Here is a 21,210-nt window from a genome sequence, read left to right as displayed (position 1 = left end):
GGATTAACTCGCCAGCTATGGAGTAATAACATAGCCACGAGCGTCTATTTTTTTACGGGAATATCATTTAATAGCTTTATGATAGCGCTGTTATTACCGAGTTTAGCTAAGTCTAACAGGTAGCTTTTTTCTAGCTCTTGCATTGACTGATCTGCTAATAATTCTTTTACCGATTGTTCTTCCCCATTTGCTATTGAAGTTTCTAAGGCTGCAAAGTTTGCAATTGAGTGTTTAATTTCATTAGTCATAATAAGTCCCGTTTGCTGTGTTTTGTTAAAGCTTCGTTTTAAAAAATATTTATATAAAACAATTGTATATTATAAGCTCGCTTTGTTAGTGAGCTATTTTATTACCTAAAAATAGCTCACTTAATTAAGTGAATTGGTATTACAGTATCACCGTACATACTGCAATTTAACTTATTGAATAACAAATAAGTCCATAAAGCTGTTTACTGGCGTATTTTCAAGCTTGGCTTGATCTTTACAAAGGGTAAATATGGTTTGGCATTGTTGGGTTGCAAGGCGTGTTGCTAAATTAGATTTGAATTTAAGCTCTAATAATGGAATGCCTTTCTCACGACGACGGCGATGACCCAAAGGGTACTGAACAACCACTTCTTCTGTTTTACTACCATCGTTAAAGAAAACTTGAATTGCATTGGCAATAGAGCGTTTGTCCGCCTCTAAGTATTCAGCTGTAAAGCGTTTATCTTCTAACACCTCCATTTTGTCGCGTAGTTTATCGATGATAGGGTGCGTGTTGTGAAAGTCGTCCTCATAATGATCGCTAGTTAAGTTCCCAAATGCCAAGGGAACAGCAATCATATATTGTAAGCAATGGTCGCGGTCAGCTGCGTTGGCAAGCGGTCCTGTTTTAGAAATAATGCGTATGGCTGACTCGTGGGTGCGGATCATTATTTTCTCAATATCGTCTAAACGCGACTTTACTTGAGGGTGCAAAATAACGGAGGCTTCTGCTGCTGTTTGCGCATGAAACTCTGCTGGAAAAGAAATTTTAAACAAAATGTTTTCCATTACATATGAACCGTAACCTTGGGAGAACGAAAACGTGCGCTCCGCTTCAGGCTTTAGTGCTTGGTCTTTATTAGTTTTGGAGAAAGAGACATCATAAAACCCCCATTGCGCAGCTGTTAATGCACTGGGTATACCCATTTCACCGCGCATTGCCATATCAGCTAAATAAACTGCTCTGGAAGTTGCATCGCCCGCAGCCCAAGATTTACGAGACCCAGTGTTTGGCGCATGACGATAAGTACGCAGTGCAGAACCATCAACCCATGCTTGAGATATGGCTGCCATTATTTGCTCTCTACTGCCCCCCATCATTTTTGTGACAACAGCCGTTGAGGCTACACGCACCAATAATACATGGCATAAGCCAACACGATTAAAAGAATTTTCTAATGCGATAACGCCTTGAATTTCATGCGCCATAATCATGGCTTCAAGTACGTCTCGCATAGTCAGGGGAGGCTGTGAATTTGCGATTCTGACTTGAGACAAGTGATCGGCTACAGCTAAAATAGCACCTAAGTTATCAGAAGGGTGCCCCCATTCAGCAGCTAACCACGTATCGTTGTAATCGAGCCAGCGGATGGTACAACCAATGTCCCACGCTGCTTTAACAGGGTCGAGTATGAGCGAGGTCCCTGGTACTCGTGCGCCATTAGGAACAACGGTCCCTTTGACAATTGGACCAAGAAGTTTGGTACATTGTGAAAACTTTAAAGCGAGCAGTCCACAGCCTAAGGTATCCATTAGACAATTACGTGCAGTGTTTAGTGCTTCTGCGCTTGATACTTCAAACGTTAATACATAATCAGCGATACCCTGGATAACACTGTCGTAATCTGGGCGAGTGTTATTATCTGTATTACTACTCATTTTGTATCCTTAATTCGTTTGTTTATATTTTACTTGGTTTCAATTTATTAGAATTCACTGAGTAAACGCTTAGGTGAACTTCATGCTTTTGCTTATCGTTTTCAAGTGGAATATAAGTTGATTCAAGTGCCATACCGTCAAGTATTAGCTCACTTTTATTATGTTTTTCATCCCCTATAATTTGCTCAATTGTAATATGGTAATAGGTGCTCTCGAAGCGATAGTCGATTGAGTAGGTGCTCCAATCCTCTGGAATACACGGTGAAATGGTTAGCTTATTTCCTGTTCGTGTTACACCTAATAAAGATTCTATTATTAGTCGGTATAACCAACCCGCAGATCCGGTATACCACGTCCAACCGCCTCGTCCAATATGCGGAGCAACGGCATAAACATCGGCGGCTACGACATAAGGTTCGCCTTTATAGGTTTCAACTTGTTCGGCGTTTTTAGCATGATTTAATGGATTGATTATATTCATCAATTCCCACGCTCTTTTTTTGTCGCCTTGTTGAGCAAATGCCATGCTTGCCCAAATAGCGGCATGCGTATACTGCCCGCCATTTTCGCGCACGCCCGGGACGTAACCTTTTATATAACCAGGGTTCATTTTTGATTTATCAAAAGGCGGATTGAGTAATTGGATTAATTTATCATCGCTATTGACCAAATGCTGATACAAAGACGACATTGCTTGCGTAGAGCGCTCATTATTAGCTGCACCAGAGAGCACTGACCAACTTTGCGCTATTGAGTCAATAGTGCACTCTGGGCTTTGTGATGAGCCCAGCGCGGTTCCGTCGTCAAACCATGCGCGACGATACCAAGCTCCGTCCCATGCGTGTTTAGCTAGGTTACCTTGTAGTTTTTGTGCTTCATCGTCACAACGAGTAGCAAACTCTATATCGCCATGTAATGCAGCAATAGGAGAAAATTCTTGTAGTATTTTATATAAAAAGAACCCCAGCCAAACGCTTTCGCCTTTGCCGTGTATTCCAACAAGGCTCATACCGTCATTCCAATCTCCTGAGCCCATTAACGGTAAACCTTTTTCTCCAAAGTGTAAACCATGCTCAATTGCCAACACGCAATGCTTGTAAAGGCTCGACCTTGCTGCACTCACAGAGGGTAAGTCGTAATAGGATTCTTCGTCGTCTTTAAGGGGGCGACCTTCAATAAAGGGCATTAGCTCATCTAAAATAGTTATGTCATCAGTGCCTTTTATGTAACGACACGTAGCTAATGGTAGCCATAAATAATCGTCTGAACAGCGTGTTCTTACACCGCGCCCTGATGGTGGGTGCCACCAATGTTGCACATCACCTTCGCTATACTGACGTGTGGCGCAGTACAGTATGTGATCCCTTAGTAATGCAGGCGAAGCATGTATTAATGCCATGGCATCTTGTAACTGATCGCGAAAGCCAAACGCGCCACCACTTTGATAAAACCCACTGCGAGCCCAAAAACGACATGCTAAAGTTTGGTACACAAGCCAGCCATTTGCTAATACATTCAATGCAGGGTCGGGGGTGTTAACCTGCACACTGCCGAGTGTTTGCTGCCAAAAATCAGTGACTTTTTCGAGTGCAATGCGTGCTGTACCGGGTTTTCTGAGTTTTAAAGCAAGCGTACTTGCTTGCTCTTTATTTTGCGCAGCACCGAGCCTAAAAATAATTGTGCGCTCTTGTTCACTTTGCAGTTCAAAAGGGACTTGAATTGCACCGCACGGATCGAGTGCCGCTCCTAAGTTGCCAGATAAATGAGTACGAGTCATTGCCTGGGGGTCGTGTAATGTTTTATTGCGACCAATAAACTCGCTACGGTCTCCTGTTAGTGTTCGTGACATATCATCAACGTCAAAAAAAGCAACTCTGCCACCAAACTCTGAGTTATAGGCATTAGAGGCAACCAATGCACCGCTCTTAGCATCAATTTCTGTTACAAGGTGTAGCGCTGTTTTAGAACGAAGATCGCCAAGTACCCATTCAACATAACCTGTTGCACTTAGGCGCCTGGTAGTTAATGAGTTGTTTTTAATTTTTAATACCGAGTATTTTACGGCGTCGAGTGTATCTACATACACACAAAGAGAGGATTCGATACCGGTTTCACTGTGCTCAAAGGTACTATAACCAAAGCCATGGCGGGTTATATAGGGATTAGCCCCACGTTTTGGCATCGCACAAGGTGACCAAAATTTACCTGTATCTTCATCACGTAAATAAAAGGCTTCGCCACCAGATGAGCCTGTAGTGTCTGCACTCCACGGCGTTAAACGAAACTCATGGGCGTTTTCGCTCCACGTATAAGCAAAACCATTTTCGTCAATAACGCTGCCAAAATGTGCGTTTGCTAGCACATTAACCCAAGGCAGAGGAGTTGGATTCGCTTCGGTGGTGGTAATAATATATTCGCGACCATCTTCACTAAACCCACCCAGTCCATTATTTAAAAGTAAGTTTTCTTGAGTATTGCCAAGCGCTTGATTGATTTTGGGATGTAATGCTTGAGTTGGGATTAGTCCCTTTACGTTTTTCTCTGCAAGCGTTCGACGGTTTACTTGCTCTGCCAATGTGCCACTTTGATCAATAATAATCCGCGAAACGGCTTGTAACAGTATGCGGTCTTCATTCGAAATTTGTTCTGCTGAGCGAACGAATATCCCGCCAGGGCGATCAATATAATGAGACTCAGTACCCGTTGCGATTAGCCCCATAATTTGGTCTTGCAAACCTTGTCGGTAACCAACTTGTTCTTCATTCCAAATGACTAAATCAGCGACAAGCCCTTTTAAGCGCCAATATGCATGGCATTGAATAAGTTGGCGGGCAATTTCAATATTATTACCGCTGGCTACTTTTAATAATATGATAGGTAAGTCGCCAGAAATTGAGTAGCCCCATAGTCCAGATTGTCCTCGACGATTTTGTATTAATACAGATGCGTTAGCCCGAAGAGTTGCATTGGCATACAAAATATACCCAGCCAACTGCCGGTAGAGTTGAGCATCTGCTTCATTGGCGTTAATTTGGCGTAAGGTCACATCGCTATGAGTCCATGCTAAATCAAGTGCTCGATCGGTAATGTGATGATCTTGATATTTAGCAATTAGCGCAAGGCAAGCCTGTCTACTTTGTGCCATACCCGTTATTACATCGAGTGTTACTACACTGCCAGCAAGTAAAGTCACAGGGGCGCGAATAGCAACAATAGGATCAAGCACAGACCCTTGTTTAGCGTCAAGTTCGCCCATTTCTAGCATTGCTTGTGGTGAAACCAAAGAGCGACCTCTACCAATAAATTGCATGCGATCAGTTGTACAAGACAGGGGTCCGACTTTTGTTGTACTGCTATTGACGCGTGTTGAAAGTAAATGAAACATCCAAGGTGTTTTTTCATCAGCAGAGCGTGCACGACGAGTACATAAAATGGCATTGCCACATGGAAGTATTTCAGTTTGTACAAACAAATTACTAAATGACGGTTGCATAAGGTCGGCTGCAGGGTTTGCCATTACAACTTCTGCATAAGTGGTTATATCAATTGTACGGGTATCGGGTGAGTGATTACTTAAGCGTATACGACGAAGTTCAATATCGTCCTCCGGAGAGACAACGATTTCAGTGTAAGTTTCTATATGCTGATCGCTTCGGCGAAACTCAGCGCGACCTTCAGAAAATGATGCGCTATACGACTGGGCTGGTTTTAGCGTTGGCTGGTGGGCTGCCGACCAAAAGTCGCCTGTGGCTGTATCTCTAATATAGACAAATGTTCCCCAATTGTCGCAAGTAGGATCCTCACGCCACCGTGTAACGGCTAAGTCGGTCCAGCGGCTGTAGCCACCTCCTGCATTTGTAAGCATTACATGGTAACGACCATTTGAAAGTAGCTGTACTTGGGGTGTTGGGGTAATAGCTGGAATAGGTGGATTAACCTTTATTTTTGCATGTTCAAATAACGCCCCGCTCTCTGCGTATTGGTCTATATGAGGTTGGAATATAGATGTTTTAGGCACGCGCTCTTGTAGTAATAGCAAAGCTGATTGCAGTAAAGGGTCTGATTCAAAGCGTTTTTGCATAGGCTGGTCAAGTAAATGATATGCCAATGCAAGTAAGCTCATACCTTGATGGTGAGCCATAAAGGAGCGAATGACTGCGCTTTTTTGATCTCTGGATAAACGGGCAGGGGTGTAATCTATTGCCTCATACAATCCGTAATGTCCCTCAAGTCCACTATCAGCTAACAGTTGAAGATTTTCGCACGCGGCTTGTGGGTTAACCATTAATGCCAATGCAGACGCGTAGGGAGCGATGACGAGGTCTTCTGATAAGCCTCGTTTTAGCCCTAAACCCGGTACGCCAAAGGCATGATATTGAAAATTAAGAGAAGCATCTACCGTATTGTATGCCGACTCAGATATGCCCCACGGTACGTTTTGTCTTTTTCCATAATCAATTTGTCGGGTAACCGCTGCACGGCAAGTTTGTTCGAGCAATGTACCGTCGTAGCTAGGCATAACTAACATGGGCATAAGATACTCAAACATAGAGCCACTCCACGACACCAGCACCGGCTCGGCGCCAGCGCTGGTTAGTAGGCGACTTAGAGCGAACCAGGTTTGCTGTGGCAATTTACCTTGTGCTATAGCAATAAAACTGGCTAAACGTGCTTCAGATGCCAGTAAATCGTAAAAACTGGTGTCACGTCGATGCTCATCTACGTTATAACCAATAGCCAATAAATGGCGAGACTCATCATATAAAAATGCATATTCCATTTGTGCAAATTCAATCGCTCTGTTGGCTAATTTGTCACATTGCGAAATGCAATCTTTGGCAAGCTGTGTACTGGCTAAAGTATGAATACGTAATGAAGAAAGCCACTGAGTTTCGTCGGATGGTAATACCGATGATAAAAGCGCATCAATTGCGTTAATAGTGTCGGGGCAACGTTTAACTAATTGCTGCATTGTCAAAATATTAGAATCAAGAAATAGCAGTTTTAAGCTAACTGGCGGATTAGTTAGTTTGAGCCATGGCGAAAATAAATAGAGTTCGTTTAGGGTACGCTGGCATTGCCTGTGTAAGTCTTGAGTCCATACTTTATGCTCTTGCGACTTTGTATCTAAATCATTAGTAGCGTCTTGCTTTATATTCTCTAACAATATTCGCGCATTATTATTGAGTGTAATTAAGTGCTGTTCAACGTCATATAGATTTGTAGGCGCAGTGATACGAACAGCGTTAAGTATTGAGCTCATGGCATTAATAGCGGTATCGATAATATTGTTTTTATTTTGCTCTGAGTCTAATTGCAATGTTTTAAACAAGTTTGCCACAATAGCCAAAGTGATACTTATGCCTTCAAACATTTGTGGGTGAACAATAGGTTTAGAAGGGAGTTCTTTTAATGCTATTTGTAAAGTTAAAAGGTGACCGGCTAAGTTACCGCTATCTACTGATGAAATATAGCGCGGTGGCAAAGGTTGCAATGTTTGTGTGTCGTACCAGTTATAAAAATGCCCTTCGTGGCGCTCGAGTTTATCGAGGGTATTAAAGCAATCTTGCGTGCGTTGAATTAAATCACTTTGTACAATAAAACCAAAATCATAGGCGCTAACGTTAGCCAGTAAAGACAGACCAATATTAGTAGGCGATGTACGGTGCGCAATAACAGGACCGGCTTCCTCTTGATAGTTATCGGGAATTAACCAATGATCGTCTGCAGTGTTAAAGTGGTCGAAAAAAGCCCATGTTTTACGGGCAATAGTTTGTAAAAATAATTGTTGCTTGTCGCTCAGTGGCGCTAAATTATCGAGTTTAGGCTCACTAAACCACCATGTTATAGCCGGTGATAAAAGCCATAATAAAAGTAGAGGAAATACAGCTAATATATTTGTAAAAGTTAAGTGTAAAGGGGCAAAGTAAAGTAGCGAAGCGATTAAAGTAATCGCAATAAATGGCGCAGTCCACATAGTGTAATAACTATTTATTAAGGCATTTACTACATGATTAGATTTATGATCTGTGACATGCCACTCTAATAAACGACGTTGAGTAAACAGCATTCGACCCGCACTACGTAATATTGCGGTTAAGTTAAACACAGCCTCAAAAGGTAAACATGCTAAACGAAAACCGATTTGAATAAGTTGACGAACAAAGCACTGTAAAACATCATGCAAATGGTGGGATATCAGCATTTCTGCGGGTTTGCGCATCGACGAAATTAGCGCGCTCAGCAATGGGGGTAATAAATAAATAGCACTTATGGCAAGGGTCCATTTCAATGGATTAGCTGCTGTAAACCAACCTACCGTAAGTAATAAAAAGATTGCGAGTGGTTCGACACTTCGACGTAAATTATCAAGAATTTTCCAACGTGATAAAGGTGACAAAGGATTTTGACATTTATCGCTTCGAGTGTTTAAAACACGAGGAAGTAACCAGCGCACAATTTGCCAATCTCCTCTGATCCAGCGCTCACGCCGACACATATCAGTGTTGTAACGTGTAGGGTATTCTTCGTACAAGTGCACATCACTAATCAACCCTGATCGAGCATAGCAACCTTCGAGTAAATCATGGCTGAGTATTTGGTTTTGTGGTAAACGGTTACCAAGTGTTTGTTCAAATGCATCTATATCGTATATACCTTTACCGATAAATGAGCCTTGTGAAAAGAGGTCTTGGTATACATCGGATATTGAACGCGTATATGGGTCGATACCCGGTTCTTCACCAAATAATTGCGAGTAACGAGAAGGGTTATGTCCCGATAGACTTGCTGCCATACGTGGTTGTAAAATGCCGTAGCCGCCTACAATACATTGTCTTTTTTCATCAAATCTTGGTTGATTTAAAGGGTGCGCCATGGTCGCAACTAACTGACGGGCACAATCTCGTGGAAGTTGTGTATCGGTATCTAAAGTAATGACATATTTAACTTTTTGTATAGCGTTAATATCACCGACGATAAGTTCAAATGCATGTTCTATTGGGTTTCGAAGTAGTGAGTTTAGATCTGATAATTTTCCGCGTTTACGTTCAAACCCCATCCAAATTTGCTCTTTTGGATTCCAGGTTCGTGGGCGATGCAGTAAAAAAAAGCGACTTTCTTGCTGTAAAAGAGAAGGCTCTGCATATTTGGCATTAAGGTTTTCTATACCAAGGCGTACTTGCGATAACAACGCTTCGTCTGTGGGGAGTGTTTGTTGCTCTGCATCAGTAAAGTCGGTCAGTAGAGCAAAGTGTATATGTTGATCGCGATTACCTAAAAATCTAACTTCGAGTACTTCTAATAACTGCTCAATACCTATAGAGCTGGTAAGCATTGTAGGGATTACTACGAATGTTTTATTTTGCGCTGGCAACCCTTTTGAATAGTCCATTCTGGGTAATCGTTGTGGGTCGACTAGCAAGGTAACTATCCAGTTTACGAGTGCTGAGGCTAATTGACTTGCTCCGAATAAAGTTAAAATTATTAAAAGAATAAACTGCCAGTGAGGTATGTTATTAGGAACGACCATAGCCATAAAAGAGGCACTAATTAGGGCTGTTAAGGATATAATTGCCCCTAAATAAAGTACTAATGTTATACGCTTGGCTTGCGAAAATAACGTTTTAAAAATAGGCGTTTTTACTGTTATGCGCTGCTTTAATTGCGTAATACCTTTATCAATTAAATAGTAGCCTACATGGTTAGGCGCAAGCGTTGTGTTTGATATTGTTTGGGCTTGATCAGCCTGCTGGGCTAATTTTATTGCTTTTTTAGCTATATCGACTTCTGAAAATGAGCTTCGCTTAGCGAGTTGATCTATGATTTTTCTGTAACTATCTCGCGTGATAAAGTCCATATAACCATACACACCCTCTATATCTTGGCGCAAAATGTGTTCTACAGCGCTATGATCTTCTACAAAATCCGCCCAGTTCATCGCGGTCAACCAGCGTAAGCTACTAATGTTATTGCTAATTGAGACTTGATCAGCGGCTTGTTGCTGATTCTCTTTTTGTACTAGTTGCTCTATGGTTAAACTCGAATCAGCTAGTTGTTGTTCAATCCAAGTAAGGGGAAGTGCTAATGCCGAACCATGCCCTTGTAATAAACGAGTTAGCTCTGCTACAAAAGCGCTTTCCATAGGAGGCTTTGAGCGTGCCATGTCGGCAATAACTAAAATTAAACTATTAGGGTCTTGCTCAGCAATTTCTAACATTTGATTAGCCCACTGTTGGGCTAGATTTAGGTGCTGGCGTGCGATTATGATACGTGTACTTACGCGTTGCAGGTTTTCAATTAAGGCTAACCTTAGCATAATTGGAATGGCCCAGAGTTCACCAAGGTTAAGCGTTGTTACTGTTTGATACGCGGCTAAAAATTGCGCTAAAATTTCGCTATCTACACGCCCGTCGCCATGGGAAATTACATTTAACGCAATATCATAAACTCGGGGCATACCTAAAGAGGCACCTTGCTCTAAACGTGGCAGTTCCTGACTATAGTGCTTAGGTAAATGAAGCCGAGCGGTACGAATTTGCTCTTCAATAAGATAAAAATTATCGAGTAACCACTCACCAGAGGGCACTATAGGCTGCTTTGCTTTAACGGCAATGGTTAATAAACTATTGGCTTTAATCAGTACTTTTTCGTTTTCGTCTAGGCGCTCAAGTAGCTGATCTTGAGTGTTTTTAGCATCTAAAATATGACTTTTTGCTAGTGATTTTGCATGTTTTTCCATTTGTTCAGCACTTAAGAGCTCTGATCGAATGGGGATTTGTTCTTTTTGGGGAGCTGATTTAAGCCAAGGGAAAAATGGCGAAAGGATGTTGATAAGCTTATTTTTATTCATCGTGGTAAATACTTGAGACTAAACGTCGTAGTGAAGATATTGACGGTTAAATTTATCACTGGATTTAAAAAAAGATGTTTTAAATTATTTTGGTTATTAGAGGTGAGCAAGTAATCATTAAAAATATTCATAAAGTTTATCTTATTGTTGAATACATACATCAACATATAACAAGCTTCGTTAAGGGTCGGTTCGTCAACACACATAGTCTAATAGTAGAGTTCTATTTTGTGTTTTATAACAGTGAGTTGTCGCCATGTTATGGTGTGGATTATCTTTAAATTTCATCAACCATTATGCATATATATCAACTAAAGGCAGATAAATTTAGACTATGTGTGTTAGCGTACATATTCGCCTTGTTATATTGAGTATCTTATTATTTCAGTGAAGTACAGCTGGGAGTGTCGGCTTATATTTAAAGTGAATAAACGTATATAAAATAATTAAAGGCACCTTAAAATTCTTTAATAAAAATAGAACAATTTTTATTATCAAAAAGCAACGACCTTTCATTTCTAGCGCCTAATAACTGTATAAACAAATCCGAGTTTATTATTAAAATATCCTGACTTACATACTTTCAAAGCCATTACTTTTAGGTTTTATTAGTTATAAGTTGGGCATATAAAAAGGAAATTCACATTAGATGGGTCAATTGAAGAACAAACTGCTTAATGCTTTATCTACTGACGCACAACACCTCATGTTTCCGCTTTTAAAGCGAGTCAATTTATCCCTTGGAGAAGTTATTTATGAAACAAGTGAAAAGCTCGATTACGTTTATTTTCCAATAGATAGTATTGTTTCATTATTGTATGTGATGATTGATGGCTCATCTGCTGAAATATCAGTTATCGGTAATGAAGGGGTGGTAGGTATAGCTGTATTTATGGGGGGAGAAAGCACTCCTAACCGGGCTATTGTGCAAAGTGCTGGTACTGCTTATCGCTTACCCGCTTGTGAATTACGCAGGCAATTTAATAGCGAGCCTGATATGCGTATGCTCATGTTACGTTACACGCAATCATTAATTACCCAAACAGCGCAAACCGCAGTTTGTAATCGTCATCATAGTATAGTGCAACAACTAAGCCGCTGGCTTTTACTATCGATTGACCGTTTACCGAGTAACAATTTAATAATGACTCAAGAGCTAATAGCAAATATGTTAGGCGTAAGACGTGAGGGAGTAACTGAGGCCGCTGGTAAACTACAAAAGCTGGGTATTATCACTTATAAACGTGGTCATATTAGTGTGATAGACCGACCTCAATTAGAATCTCAGTCATGCGAGTGCTATGAGGTTGTAAAAAGAGAAACAGACAGGTTGGAGTCTTATATGGAAAAAAAACCTAGCGTTAGAAAACTATCCATTATCAGTTAATATATTTTGGTATCTAATAAGTTTATTTACATAAAAATAAAATCCGGTAATAGCTTCAAAACAGCCCAGCAAGTTGCTCATTGAGCCTGGGCTTTAAAATTTGTGTATGTTCTGCTGTTAGTGGGCTTTTTACATTTAACTTACTTTGGTAGTTGTCCGTCTACTTCCTTTTCAGCCTCAAGCCAATCATTTAAGTGATTGTCACCGGTAAAGTCACGATCACTGGCTAATGAGTAAGCTTTAGCTTCAATCATGTCATGTCGGCTGAGACCTTCTTTATTCAAATTAGATTTAGTTTTTGATACTGAATTACTTGAGATGTTATTACTCATGTGATTATTCCTAAAATATTACTCGATAAAATAAAAAACTTAATACCAAATTAAAACATTGAGTGTAGTTACATTATTCTCAATCTTAAGTGGAATGTAAGCTCGATTTATCATAGTAATACCAATGTGCAATAATACTTGATCAATTTGAGGGCTTAAACTTGACGCTAACTGTGTTAAAAATTTCTGAAAAAGAACAACTAAATAACGAAATTTTTGCCTTGTTATCGACACGGTTTTCTTACCTCAAAATAGCTCACTTAATTAAGCAAATTGGTATAAAAGCAGTACTACGTATAGCTTAAAAGACTATTCTACAATTTGTATGACCGCTTTATCCTAATGGCTTTGCAATTTTGAGTCTGTGCCACAGCGAACATAAATCACCCATTATCTGTATTTATAGTAATTTTGAGAAGGTAACGAGCGTTGAATATATGAGCTTTAATAATCATTGTTTGGCGCGATACCGTACAGAGTCAATATTAATAAACTCATATAATAAAATATAAAGTACTTAAATTATTTTAAGGACAGCGCGTGCAAACAGTTCCCGATATCGTATTTTTACTGGATGTTGATAATACATTGCTCGATAGCGATACTATTTTAAGCCATTTGAAAGATTTTTTAGAAGGTGAATTTGGTTGTGAAAATAGTGACCATTACTGGTCTATTTTTGAAAAACTTCGTAAAGAACTCGGTTATGCCGACTATTTGGGCGCACTACAGTGTTATCGAATGGAACATTCTGATGATCCGAGACTGCATCTGATTTCTTCTTTTTTAATTAATTATCCATATAAAGAAAGGCTTTACCCTAACGCACTTGCTGTGATTGAACATTTACAACAATTTGGCCCCACCGTTATTTTGTCTGATGGCGATATTGTATTACAACCACTTAAAATTTTACGCTCCGGTTTATGGGATGCAGTGGAGGGAAGGGTGTTGATATATGTTCACAAAGAGCAAATGCTTGCAGCAATAAAAGAGCAGTACCCCGCTAAACATTATGTAATGGTAGATGATAAGTTACGTATTTTAGCTGCTATGAAAGCGCAGTGGAAAAATGAATTAACAACTATATTTCCACGTCAAGGACATTATGCCCACGATATTAAGCAGCTACTTACCTATCGAAAGGCAGATACGAGTATTGATAGTATAAGTGATTTACTCAACTACGGTTTTTCTTATAAAGAGGATTTAATTGAATACAATTTAAATCCAAATAAAACATTGTTTTATATTGATGTGTATTGATGTGTATTGATGTGTATTGCTCTTATCTTATTTGAATTTTACCTGGGTTTTACAAATAGCATTTTGAGGAAACGTTTTTAAGTATAAAAGCAAATATCGTCCTTGAATATTTGCTTGGTAAGAGTGTTATAAAAGGCAGATTAAGACACGCTTGTTTTGGAATTTGTGCCTGTTTTAACTTTGTTTATTTTACTGTTTTAGCAATTTTCTCCCAATATGCAGCAAGTTCATAGTGATGAAAAACAGCTGCTTCAAAGTCCTGAGTTATCTCTTTATTTGACTCATATACCGGCGCATCTTTTATCGCTTTACGAACTAAATCAGTTGAAATTGAGTTGTCGAGCCATTGCACTTCGTAAATCCATGCTGACGGGATAAGTGCTTGATGTCCTCCCCACCAATTGCTCGTCTCAACAATTAGGTAACGAACCGCCCATGTATTTTCTTCAACTAAAAATCCTGATACATGGCCAATGTCTCCGTCTTTAGCGTGTATGTTATAGCCAATAATAGCTTTGCAACTACGAAGATTAGGATCCCCTTTTTGATCATGCTGACTTTTTATACTTTTATGAATTAGATTTGCGCTGCGGGCACCTTCGACACTATGTTCAAAAATGTCATTGCCAGGATATAAGGAGTAGGGATATATCCCGCTTCCCCAAAAATTAGTACCGATCCAGTAATACGGGTATCCATAGTAGTTTAGGTAATCCATTTCATGTTGTCGTGAAACGGGTTTATTAGTATCAATACCAGGACTATTTTTAACTTGGTCTTTACTGATTAAAACAGGGAAAATCTTTTCATCCCAATTTGGGTTTTGCACCGCAATAGGGGAAATTAAAACTTTGCGACTCGATAGCCACGTGCCTGTTTCTACAACAAAATAACGTATCACCCATGCTAGGTCATCAAATAAAAAATCTTTTTCTTTGCCTACAATACCGTCACTAGCAGCGATTGCACAACCTTCTAAGTCTTTCATACTACGTAACATAATAACGATCCTTTTTAGTGGGTTATTTGCATTTGTAATGCATTATTTTTGCAGTTTTTAACGCGCTTTTGCTTATCAAGTGCTTTCTTCTTATTTAGGGCACGTTTATCTTTTGAGGTTAAACATGCGCAGCCCTTTGGGTTAATTCTAGAGCGTGAGCTGGATGCGGAAGCTTTGCTCGGTTTTTACCGAGCCCGCTAGGTTGCAAACCTTGCGCCGCGATTAAATAGCCCCTAGATAGAACAAATTTCTATCTTAAAAGGTCAACAGACCCTAATGCTTATCTATAAAAAACCATGCTTTTATAAGCTGTAAAGTACAAACGATAAGTAGATTAATATTTCCAGTTTCGGCTTTTGAAAAACAAAGGTCTGTGCGCTGACGAACAAGCAATGTTATTTTTCATTGATTTTTAGGTAACGCTATAACAAGAATAATTAGAACGTGCGAAGTGTATTTTTAAAACTGACATTATATTTGAGTGTTAGCGCACGGACTCTATGCTTATTTTTGAGTAGCGTGGCTTTGTGACTGACTTTTATTCGCGCTGTAAGTGTTGATAATACTCACTTTATTCAGCTAACTTTAAATAAAGTAATCGAGCATATAATGTTAATACATAATAAAAAGAGAAAGTTGGGTGCTCCAGCATTGGGGCTATATAATGTGCGCAAGTCGAGAAAACATAAATATAACACTATTTCTGGGCCGTCACCCAAAGTTGAATACGTTGCTGGTGTTTTAGCGCCAACAAGATCAAACAATGCTGTTATACGTTATATAGATTATTCAGCTAGCCGTATAGAAGCCAAAGAGGTTAGTGATATTGATGAGTTTTTAAAAACTCCTCAACCCGAGTGGGCAACAGTGAGGTGGATCCACGTGAGTAATACAGACTCTTATATTGTTGGTTTACTTCAACATCATTTCGCATTTCATACGCTCACCGCAGAAGATATTTTACATGTACCTCAGCGACCTCGTATCGAATTTTTTGACGATCATTTATTTGTTGTATTAAGCATGTTGAAGCTAGAGACGCATGAGCCCAATAATACAATCCTTGATATTGAGCAAGTTAGCTTACTTTTATATGACAATGTTTTACTGAGTTTTCAAGAAAAACCAGGAGACGTGTGGCAATCCGTTCGCGGTCGTTTGCATACAGAAAATCGTCGTATTCGCAAAAATGGTACTGGTTATTTACTTTATGCATTACTTGATGAACTGGTTGATAAATGTTTTCCGGTACTTGAACAATATGGCGATATCCTTGAGGAACTTGAAGTAACAACACTTGAAAATCCAACTCCCCACGTACTGCATCATATCCATAGTATTAAACGAGAATTGGCATTATTAAGAAGAATTGTTTGGCCTATGCGAGAGGTTATCGACCATTTGTATCGCGAGGAAGGAGGCAGAATAGATGACTCTACGCGCCCTTACCTTAGAGATGTGTATGAGCATAATATTCAAATTGTTGAAATTATTGAGTCATACCGTGAAATGGTAAGCGGTTTAAGTGAGCTATACATGTCAGCTATTTCAAATCGTATGAATGAAATTATGAAAGTGCTTACTATTATATCTTCTGTTTTTATACCGTTAACATTTATAGCTGGAATTTATGGAATGAACTTTAAATACATGCCAGAGCTAAACTGGACTTGGGCATATCCCGTTTTGTGGTGTGTTTTTATTTTGATAACGGCAGCAATGATATTTATTTTTTGGCGTAAAGGTTGGCTTAATAGAAATTAACTTTAATAGAAACAAAATTTAATAGAAACAGCAAGTAAATGCTCAATAAAACAACTACTTATGATTAACAATAATAAATGCGTACGCTAGCGAACAGAACCAATAATATCACTCACTTACACTCATTGTATTAATTGGGGTGTAAGTGTTTTGCGCTCCATATTTTAAGTGGAGATTAAAATGGGTCATGAATTTTGGAGTGAGTGGTACTCAGGTTGGGGTTGGTTTTTATGGTTTGGTATGTGGTTATTGCTCATATCGAGTTTAAGCCATTGGGGTTATAGCTACCGAACCCATAGACGCTATGGGTTAGAGTCTAATAAAACAGCAATTGATATTCTTAATGAAAGATACGCCAGCGGCGATATTGACAAAAAAGAATTCGAGCAAAAAAAACAGGACATAACTACCACTGCGTAGTTAGTGCGCTGGCTAATCCTCGCCATGCTCTTATATAGAGCATGGCTTAAGCATTTTTGGATGCGACAAGATGGAAACCCTGCATATGATTCTTCCTTCATTAACATCAAAAGAATTAGAGTTAATTGACGCATATTGGCGTGCCACGAATTACCTGTCGGTAGGTCAAATTTATTTATGCGATAACCCACTTTTAGAGCGCCCACTGATACTAAGTGATATTAAAAATATGTTGCTTGGGCACTGGGGAACAACACCCGGGCAAAATTTTATTTACGCGCATTTAAATCGCGTTATTAAAATACACGATCTAAATATGATTTATGTATCTGGCCCAGGGCATGGCGGGCAAGCTATGGTTGCTAATACCTATCTTGAGGGCACCTACAGTGAAATTTACCCTGATATAAGCCAAGATAAAGCAGGTATGCAAAAACTGTTTTTGCAGTTTTCGTTTCCCGGTGGCATTCCTAGTCATGTGTCGCCCGAGTGTCCGGGCTCGATTCATGAAGGTGGCGAGCTGGGCTATTCTTTGAGTCATTCGTTTGGAGCTGTATTTGATAATCCAGACTTAATAGTTGCTTGTGTGGTGGGTGATGGTGAGGCAGAAACAGGGCCTATTGCAACTGCATGGCATTCTAATAAGTTTCTTAATCCTATCAGTGACGGTGCTGTCCTCCCTATATTGCATTTGAATGGGTATAAAATTGCGAATCCTACCGTTTTAGCGCGTATTACCCGTGAAGAATTAGAGCAATTAATGTTCGGTTATGGCTGGAGCCCTATTTTTGTTGAAGGACATGAGCCTGAGCTAATGCATCAGGCTATGGCTAAAGCACTTGATGTCGCAATACATCAAATAAAAAAAATAAAAAAAGATGCTTTCGATAATAACGATCCAACTCGTCCACGTTGGCCAATGATTATCCTCATTTCACCTAAAGGGTGGACGGGTCCAAAGCTCGTAGATGGTTTTCAGATAGAGGGAACATCGCGTGCGCATCAGGTTCCTATTTCTAGCCCATCAGCTCATCCAGATCATTTGCAATTATTAGAAAGCTGGCTGCGTAGCTATCATCCAGAAACACTTTTCGATTCACAAGGGCGTTTATTACCAGAGCTTGCTGAATTGGCCCCAACGGGGAATCGCCGTATGGGGGCAAATCCTCATGCGAATGGTGGGTTGCTGCTAGAAGATTTGCATATGCCTGATTTTCGCGATTATGCATGCGAAGTAATCTCTCCCGGTATACGCGGAATTGGTGATACCAGAGTTTTAGGTCCATTTTTGAGAGATATAGTTGAGCTTAATGACGAGCAACGTAATTTTAGAGTATTTGGACCCGACGAAACAGTATCCAATGGTTTAGGTGCACTGCTAGAGGTAACCGATAGACAGTGGAATGCAGCAACCCATAGCAACGATGAGCAGCTTTCGCCTAGTGGCAGAGTAATGGAAATGCTGAGTGAACATCAATGCGAAGGTTGGCTTGAAGGATATTTATTAACCGGCCGCCATGGTTTGTTTAATAGTTATGAAGCGTTTATTCATATTATTGACTCGATGTTTAATCAACATGCTAAATGGTTAAAAGTGGCGGCAGGTTTACCATGGCGTAAAAAAATCGCTTCACTTAATTATTTACTGGCATCGCATGTATGGCGACAAGATCACAACGGTTTTACCCATCAAGATCCGGGTTTTATCGATCATGTTATTAATAAAAAAGCTGAAATTGTGCGCGTTTATTTACCGCCTGATGCTAACTGCTTGCTGTCGGTAATGGATCATTGTTTGCGAAGTCGTCATTACGTTAATGTCGTTATTGCAGGCAAGCATCCTGCGCCGCAATGGTTAGATATGGTGGCAGCTGTTAAACATTGTGAGGCAGGGATTGGCATTTGGCAATGGGCGGGTAATAGCGTAGATGCAACACCTGATGTGGTGATGGCTTGTTGTGGTGATGTGCCTACATTGGAAACGATGGCAGCCGTTATGATTTTACGCGAGCATTTTAGTAATCTTAGAATCCGGGTTGTTAACGTGGTTGATTTGATGCGTTTACAGCCTAATACCGAACATCCTCACGGGTTAATCGCAGAGGATTTTGACACTCTGTTTACTATTAATAAGCCGGTTATTTTTGCATTTCATGGCTACCCAACGCTTATTCATAGGCTTACGTACAAGCGTAATAATCATCATAATATTCATGTTCGCGGGTATAAAGAAGAAGGCACTATTACAACTGCTTTTGATATGACGGTATTAAACGAGATTGATCGTTTTCATTTAGTGTTAGACACACTGGAACGCCTGCCAAACTTGGGTACAAAAAGAGACGCACTAAAAAAACAGCTTGAAGAAAAGCTTATTGAGCATAAAAAATATATTAATAAGCATGGGCAAGATCTCCCTGAAATTCGTAATTGGCAGTGGCAGGCGCATCAATGAATTTTGTAGCTCAATCCACGATTAGTAAATTTGAAAATCTCGGTACAATTACCGCTATACGCGGCAGCGTAATTGACGTGCGTTTTGACACAAAGCTACCTGCGATTAATTCAATGCTTAGTGCTGGCGAAAATAAACAGTGTATTTTTGAAGTGCTAGAGCAGCGCAATGAGCATCATGTAAGAGCAATTGCGCTCACGCCTACACAAGGACTTGCGCGTGGCATGGAAGTTGTTGACAGTGGTGGACCGTTACTTACCCCTGTTGGTAAAGGAACCTTATCGAGAATGTTTGATGTGTTTGGTAACACGCTTGATGGCGGTGGTGAGCTTAAAGATGTTCAGTGGCGCTCTGTACATAATAAGCCAGTGCCATTAACCGAACGGTCAACTCAATCAGAGATTTTTGAAACCGGTATAAAAGTAATTGATGTGCTGGTGCCGTTAGAACGTGGTGGCAAAGCGGGATTGTTTGGCGGTGCAGGTGTTGGAAAAACAGTGTTATTGACTGAAATGATTCACAATATGGTGGGCAAGCACAAAGGTGTTAGCCTATTTTGTGGCATAGGTGAGCGCTGCCGTGAAGGCGAAGAGCTTTATCGCGAAATGAAAGACGCGGGCGTTTTGCCAAACATGGCGATGATTTTTGGGCAAATGAACGAGCCACCTGGGAGTCGTTTTAGGGTGGGGCATGCAGCTTTAACTATGGCTGAGTATTTTCGTGATGATGAGCAGCGAGATGTGCTGTTGCTAATCGACAATATATTTCGTTTTATTCAGGCAGGCTCTGAGGTATCGGGCTTAATGGGGCAAATGCCTTCAAGGCTTGGTTATCAGCCTACTATGGGCACAGAGCTTGCCGGCTTAGAAGAGCGAATTGCCAATACACAAAATGGTGCTATTACTTCTATTCAAGCGGTGTATGTACCTGCCGATGATTTTACCGATCCGGCCGCAGTTCATACATTTTCTCATTTATCGGCTTCTATTGTGCTCTCTCGTAAACGCGCTAGCGAAGGATTATTTCCGGCTATAGATCCCCTGCAATCTAATTCAAAAATGGCGAGCCCCGGGGTTGTGGGAGAGCGCCACTACTTACTTGCACAAAAGGTACGTAGCACCTTAGCGCAATACAATGAACTCAAAGATATTATTGCTATGTTAGGGCTTGAACAGTTATCAGTTGAGGACCGCAACATTGTTGGACGCGCAAGGCGTTTAGAGCGTTTTCTTACTCAGCCATTTTTTACAACAGAGCAATTTACTAGTTATAAAGGCAAACTTGTTAGCCTTGATGATGCGCTAGATGGGTGTGAACGCATTTTAAATGATGAATTTAAAAACGTGCCAGAGAGTGCACTTTATATGATAGGTGCCATAAGTGAGGTCAAAATAAAATCCACAGTAAATAATAATGAGGATACAAGCGGTGACGCAAACTCAGATACACCTTAAATTATTGCTGCCATATGAGATATTTTTCGACAGGCATGATGTGACTCATGTTGTTGCCGAAACAAGCGAAGGATCGTACGGATTTTTACCCAATCGCCTTGACTGTGTTGCGCCACTAACCCCAGGTATTTTGACATTTAATTGCGAAAAAGACGGTGAGATATTTGTAGCCGTAGATGAGGGCGTATTAATTAAAACAGGAAACACTGTGCTGGTATCGGTGCGAAGTGCCATATTAGGTACTGATCTGGCGACACTTCGCAGCGCTGTAGATAAAGAGTTTTTGGCACTCAATGAACAAGCACAACAAGTAAGAACAGTGATGGCTAAATTAGAAAGTAGCTTTTTAAATCGTTTTCGACTTTAACCACTAA

General features: G+C 40.2%; 12 protein-coding genes. 7 read left to right on the top strand and 5 right to left on the bottom strand.

Annotated elements, in window-relative coordinates:
- Positions 1-44: 44 nt before the first annotated feature.
- From I6F47_RS04350 to I6F47_RS04340, 3 genes are all read right to left on the bottom strand, one after another.
- A complete protein-coding gene (locus I6F47_RS04350; RefSeq protein ID WP_024590352.1) occupies positions 45-248 on the bottom strand; it encodes a hypothetical protein in 204 nt (67 codons plus the stop codon).
- A 171-nt stretch (positions 249-419) separates the two neighbouring features.
- Positions 420-1,907, bottom strand: a complete 1,488-nt coding sequence (locus tag I6F47_RS04345; RefSeq protein WP_197183395.1) for a bifunctional 2-methylcitrate dehydratase/aconitate hydratase — start codon at positions 1,905-1,907, stop codon at positions 420-422.
- A 22-nt stretch (positions 1,908-1,929) separates the two neighbouring features.
- Complete coding sequence (locus I6F47_RS04340; protein WP_197183394.1) at positions 1,930-10,758, bottom strand: GH36-type glycosyl hydrolase domain-containing protein; 8,829 nt, start codon at positions 10,756-10,758, stop codon at positions 1,930-1,932.
- 649 nt (positions 10,759-11,407) lie between these two features.
- Between I6F47_RS04340 and I6F47_RS04335 the strand changes: the two genes are divergently transcribed.
- A complete protein-coding gene (locus I6F47_RS04335; RefSeq protein ID WP_197183393.1) occupies positions 11,408-12,145 on the top strand; it encodes a Crp/Fnr family transcriptional regulator in 738 nt (245 codons plus the stop codon).
- 140 nt (positions 12,146-12,285) lie between these two features.
- On the opposite strand, the gene I6F47_RS04330 is transcribed toward I6F47_RS04335, so the two are convergent.
- Positions 12,286-12,477 carry a DUF2934 domain-containing protein gene (locus I6F47_RS04330; protein ID WP_010552595.1) on the bottom strand — a complete coding sequence of 64 codons (192 nt, stop codon included), beginning with the start codon at positions 12,475-12,477 and terminating at the stop codon, positions 12,286-12,288.
- Positions 12,478-13,017: 540 nt separating this feature from the next.
- Here I6F47_RS04330 and I6F47_RS04325 point away from each other — a divergent pair.
- Positions 13,018-13,743, top strand: coding sequence for an HAD family hydrolase (locus I6F47_RS04325; protein WP_197183392.1), 726 nt, complete (start codon positions 13,018-13,020; stop codon positions 13,741-13,743).
- A 184-nt stretch (positions 13,744-13,927) separates the two neighbouring features.
- On the opposite strand, the gene I6F47_RS04320 is transcribed toward I6F47_RS04325, so the two are convergent.
- A complete protein-coding gene (locus tag I6F47_RS04320; RefSeq protein ID WP_101163438.1) occupies positions 13,928-14,743 on the bottom strand; it encodes a PRC-barrel domain-containing protein in 816 nt (271 codons plus the stop codon).
- Positions 14,744-15,409: 666 nt separating this feature from the next.
- On the opposite strand from I6F47_RS04320, the gene corA reads away from it, so the two are divergent.
- The 5 genes from corA to I6F47_RS04295 all read left to right on the top strand — a co-directional run bounded on the left by corA (position 15,410) and on the right by I6F47_RS04295 (position 21,203).
- Positions 15,410-16,507 (top strand): magnesium/cobalt transporter CorA, encoded by a 1,098-nt coding sequence (corA, locus tag I6F47_RS04315; RefSeq protein WP_225305725.1) that lies wholly within the window; start codon positions 15,410-15,412, stop codon positions 16,505-16,507.
- A gap of 180 nt (positions 16,508-16,687) precedes the next feature.
- Entirely contained in the window at positions 16,688-16,927 is a 240-nt protein-coding gene (locus tag I6F47_RS04310) for an SHOCT domain-containing protein (RefSeq protein ID WP_008168384.1), read from the top strand.
- Positions 16,928-16,997: 70 nt separating this feature from the next.
- Positions 16,998-19,382 (top strand): phosphoketolase family protein, encoded by a 2,385-nt coding sequence (locus tag I6F47_RS04305; protein ID WP_197183391.1) that lies wholly within the window; start codon positions 16,998-17,000, stop codon positions 19,380-19,382.
- Positions 19,379-20,836, top strand: coding sequence for a F0F1 ATP synthase subunit beta (atpD, locus tag I6F47_RS04300; RefSeq protein ID WP_101163439.1), 1,458 nt, complete (start codon positions 19,379-19,381; stop codon positions 20,834-20,836). Before I6F47_RS04305 ends, atpD begins: the two co-directional genes overlap by 4 nt.
- A complete protein-coding gene (locus I6F47_RS04295) occupies positions 20,811-21,203 on the top strand; it encodes a F0F1 ATP synthase subunit epsilon (protein WP_024590342.1) in 393 nt (130 codons plus the stop codon). Before atpD ends, I6F47_RS04295 begins: the two co-directional genes overlap by 26 nt.
- Positions 21,204-21,210 lie beyond the last annotated feature (7 nt).

The sequence above is a fragment of the Pseudoalteromonas sp. NZS37 genome (assembly GCF_015864265.1).
Classification (GTDB): domain Bacteria; phylum Pseudomonadota; class Gammaproteobacteria; order Enterobacterales; family Alteromonadaceae; genus Pseudoalteromonas; species Pseudoalteromonas arctica.
This window is presented reverse-complemented; position numbering and strand designations above follow the sequence as displayed.

What these genes read in the sequence shown, in the direction of transcription:
- I6F47_RS04350 (WP_024590352.1), bottom strand. Translation starts at nt 248, where the DNA reads ATGACTAATGAAATTAAACACTCAATTGCAAACTTTGCAGCCTTAGAA.
- I6F47_RS04345 (WP_197183395.1), bottom strand. Translation starts at nt 1,907, where the DNA reads ATGAGTAGTAATACAGATAATAACACTCGCCCAGATTACGACAGTGTT.
- I6F47_RS04340 (WP_197183394.1), bottom strand. Translation starts at nt 10,758, where the DNA reads ATGAATAAAAATAAGCTTATCAACATCCTTTCGCCATTTTTCCCTTGG.
- I6F47_RS04335 (WP_197183393.1), top strand. Translation starts at nt 11,408, where the DNA reads ATGGGTCAATTGAAGAACAAACTGCTTAATGCTTTATCTACTGACGCA.
- I6F47_RS04330 (WP_010552595.1), bottom strand. Translation starts at nt 12,477, where the DNA reads ATGAGTAATAACATCTCAAGTAATTCAGTATCAAAAACTAAATCTAAT.
- I6F47_RS04320 (WP_101163438.1), bottom strand. Translation starts at nt 14,743, where the DNA reads ATGTTACGTAGTATGAAAGACTTAGAAGGTTGTGCAATCGCTGCTAGT.
- I6F47_RS04310 (WP_008168384.1), top strand. Translation starts at nt 16,688, where the DNA reads ATGGGTCATGAATTTTGGAGTGAGTGGTACTCAGGTTGGGGTTGGTTT.
- I6F47_RS04305 (WP_197183391.1), top strand. Translation starts at nt 16,998, where the DNA reads ATGGAAACCCTGCATATGATTCTTCCTTCATTAACATCAAAAGAATTA.
- atpD (WP_101163439.1), top strand. Translation starts at nt 19,379, where the DNA reads ATGAATTTTGTAGCTCAATCCACGATTAGTAAATTTGAAAATCTCGGT.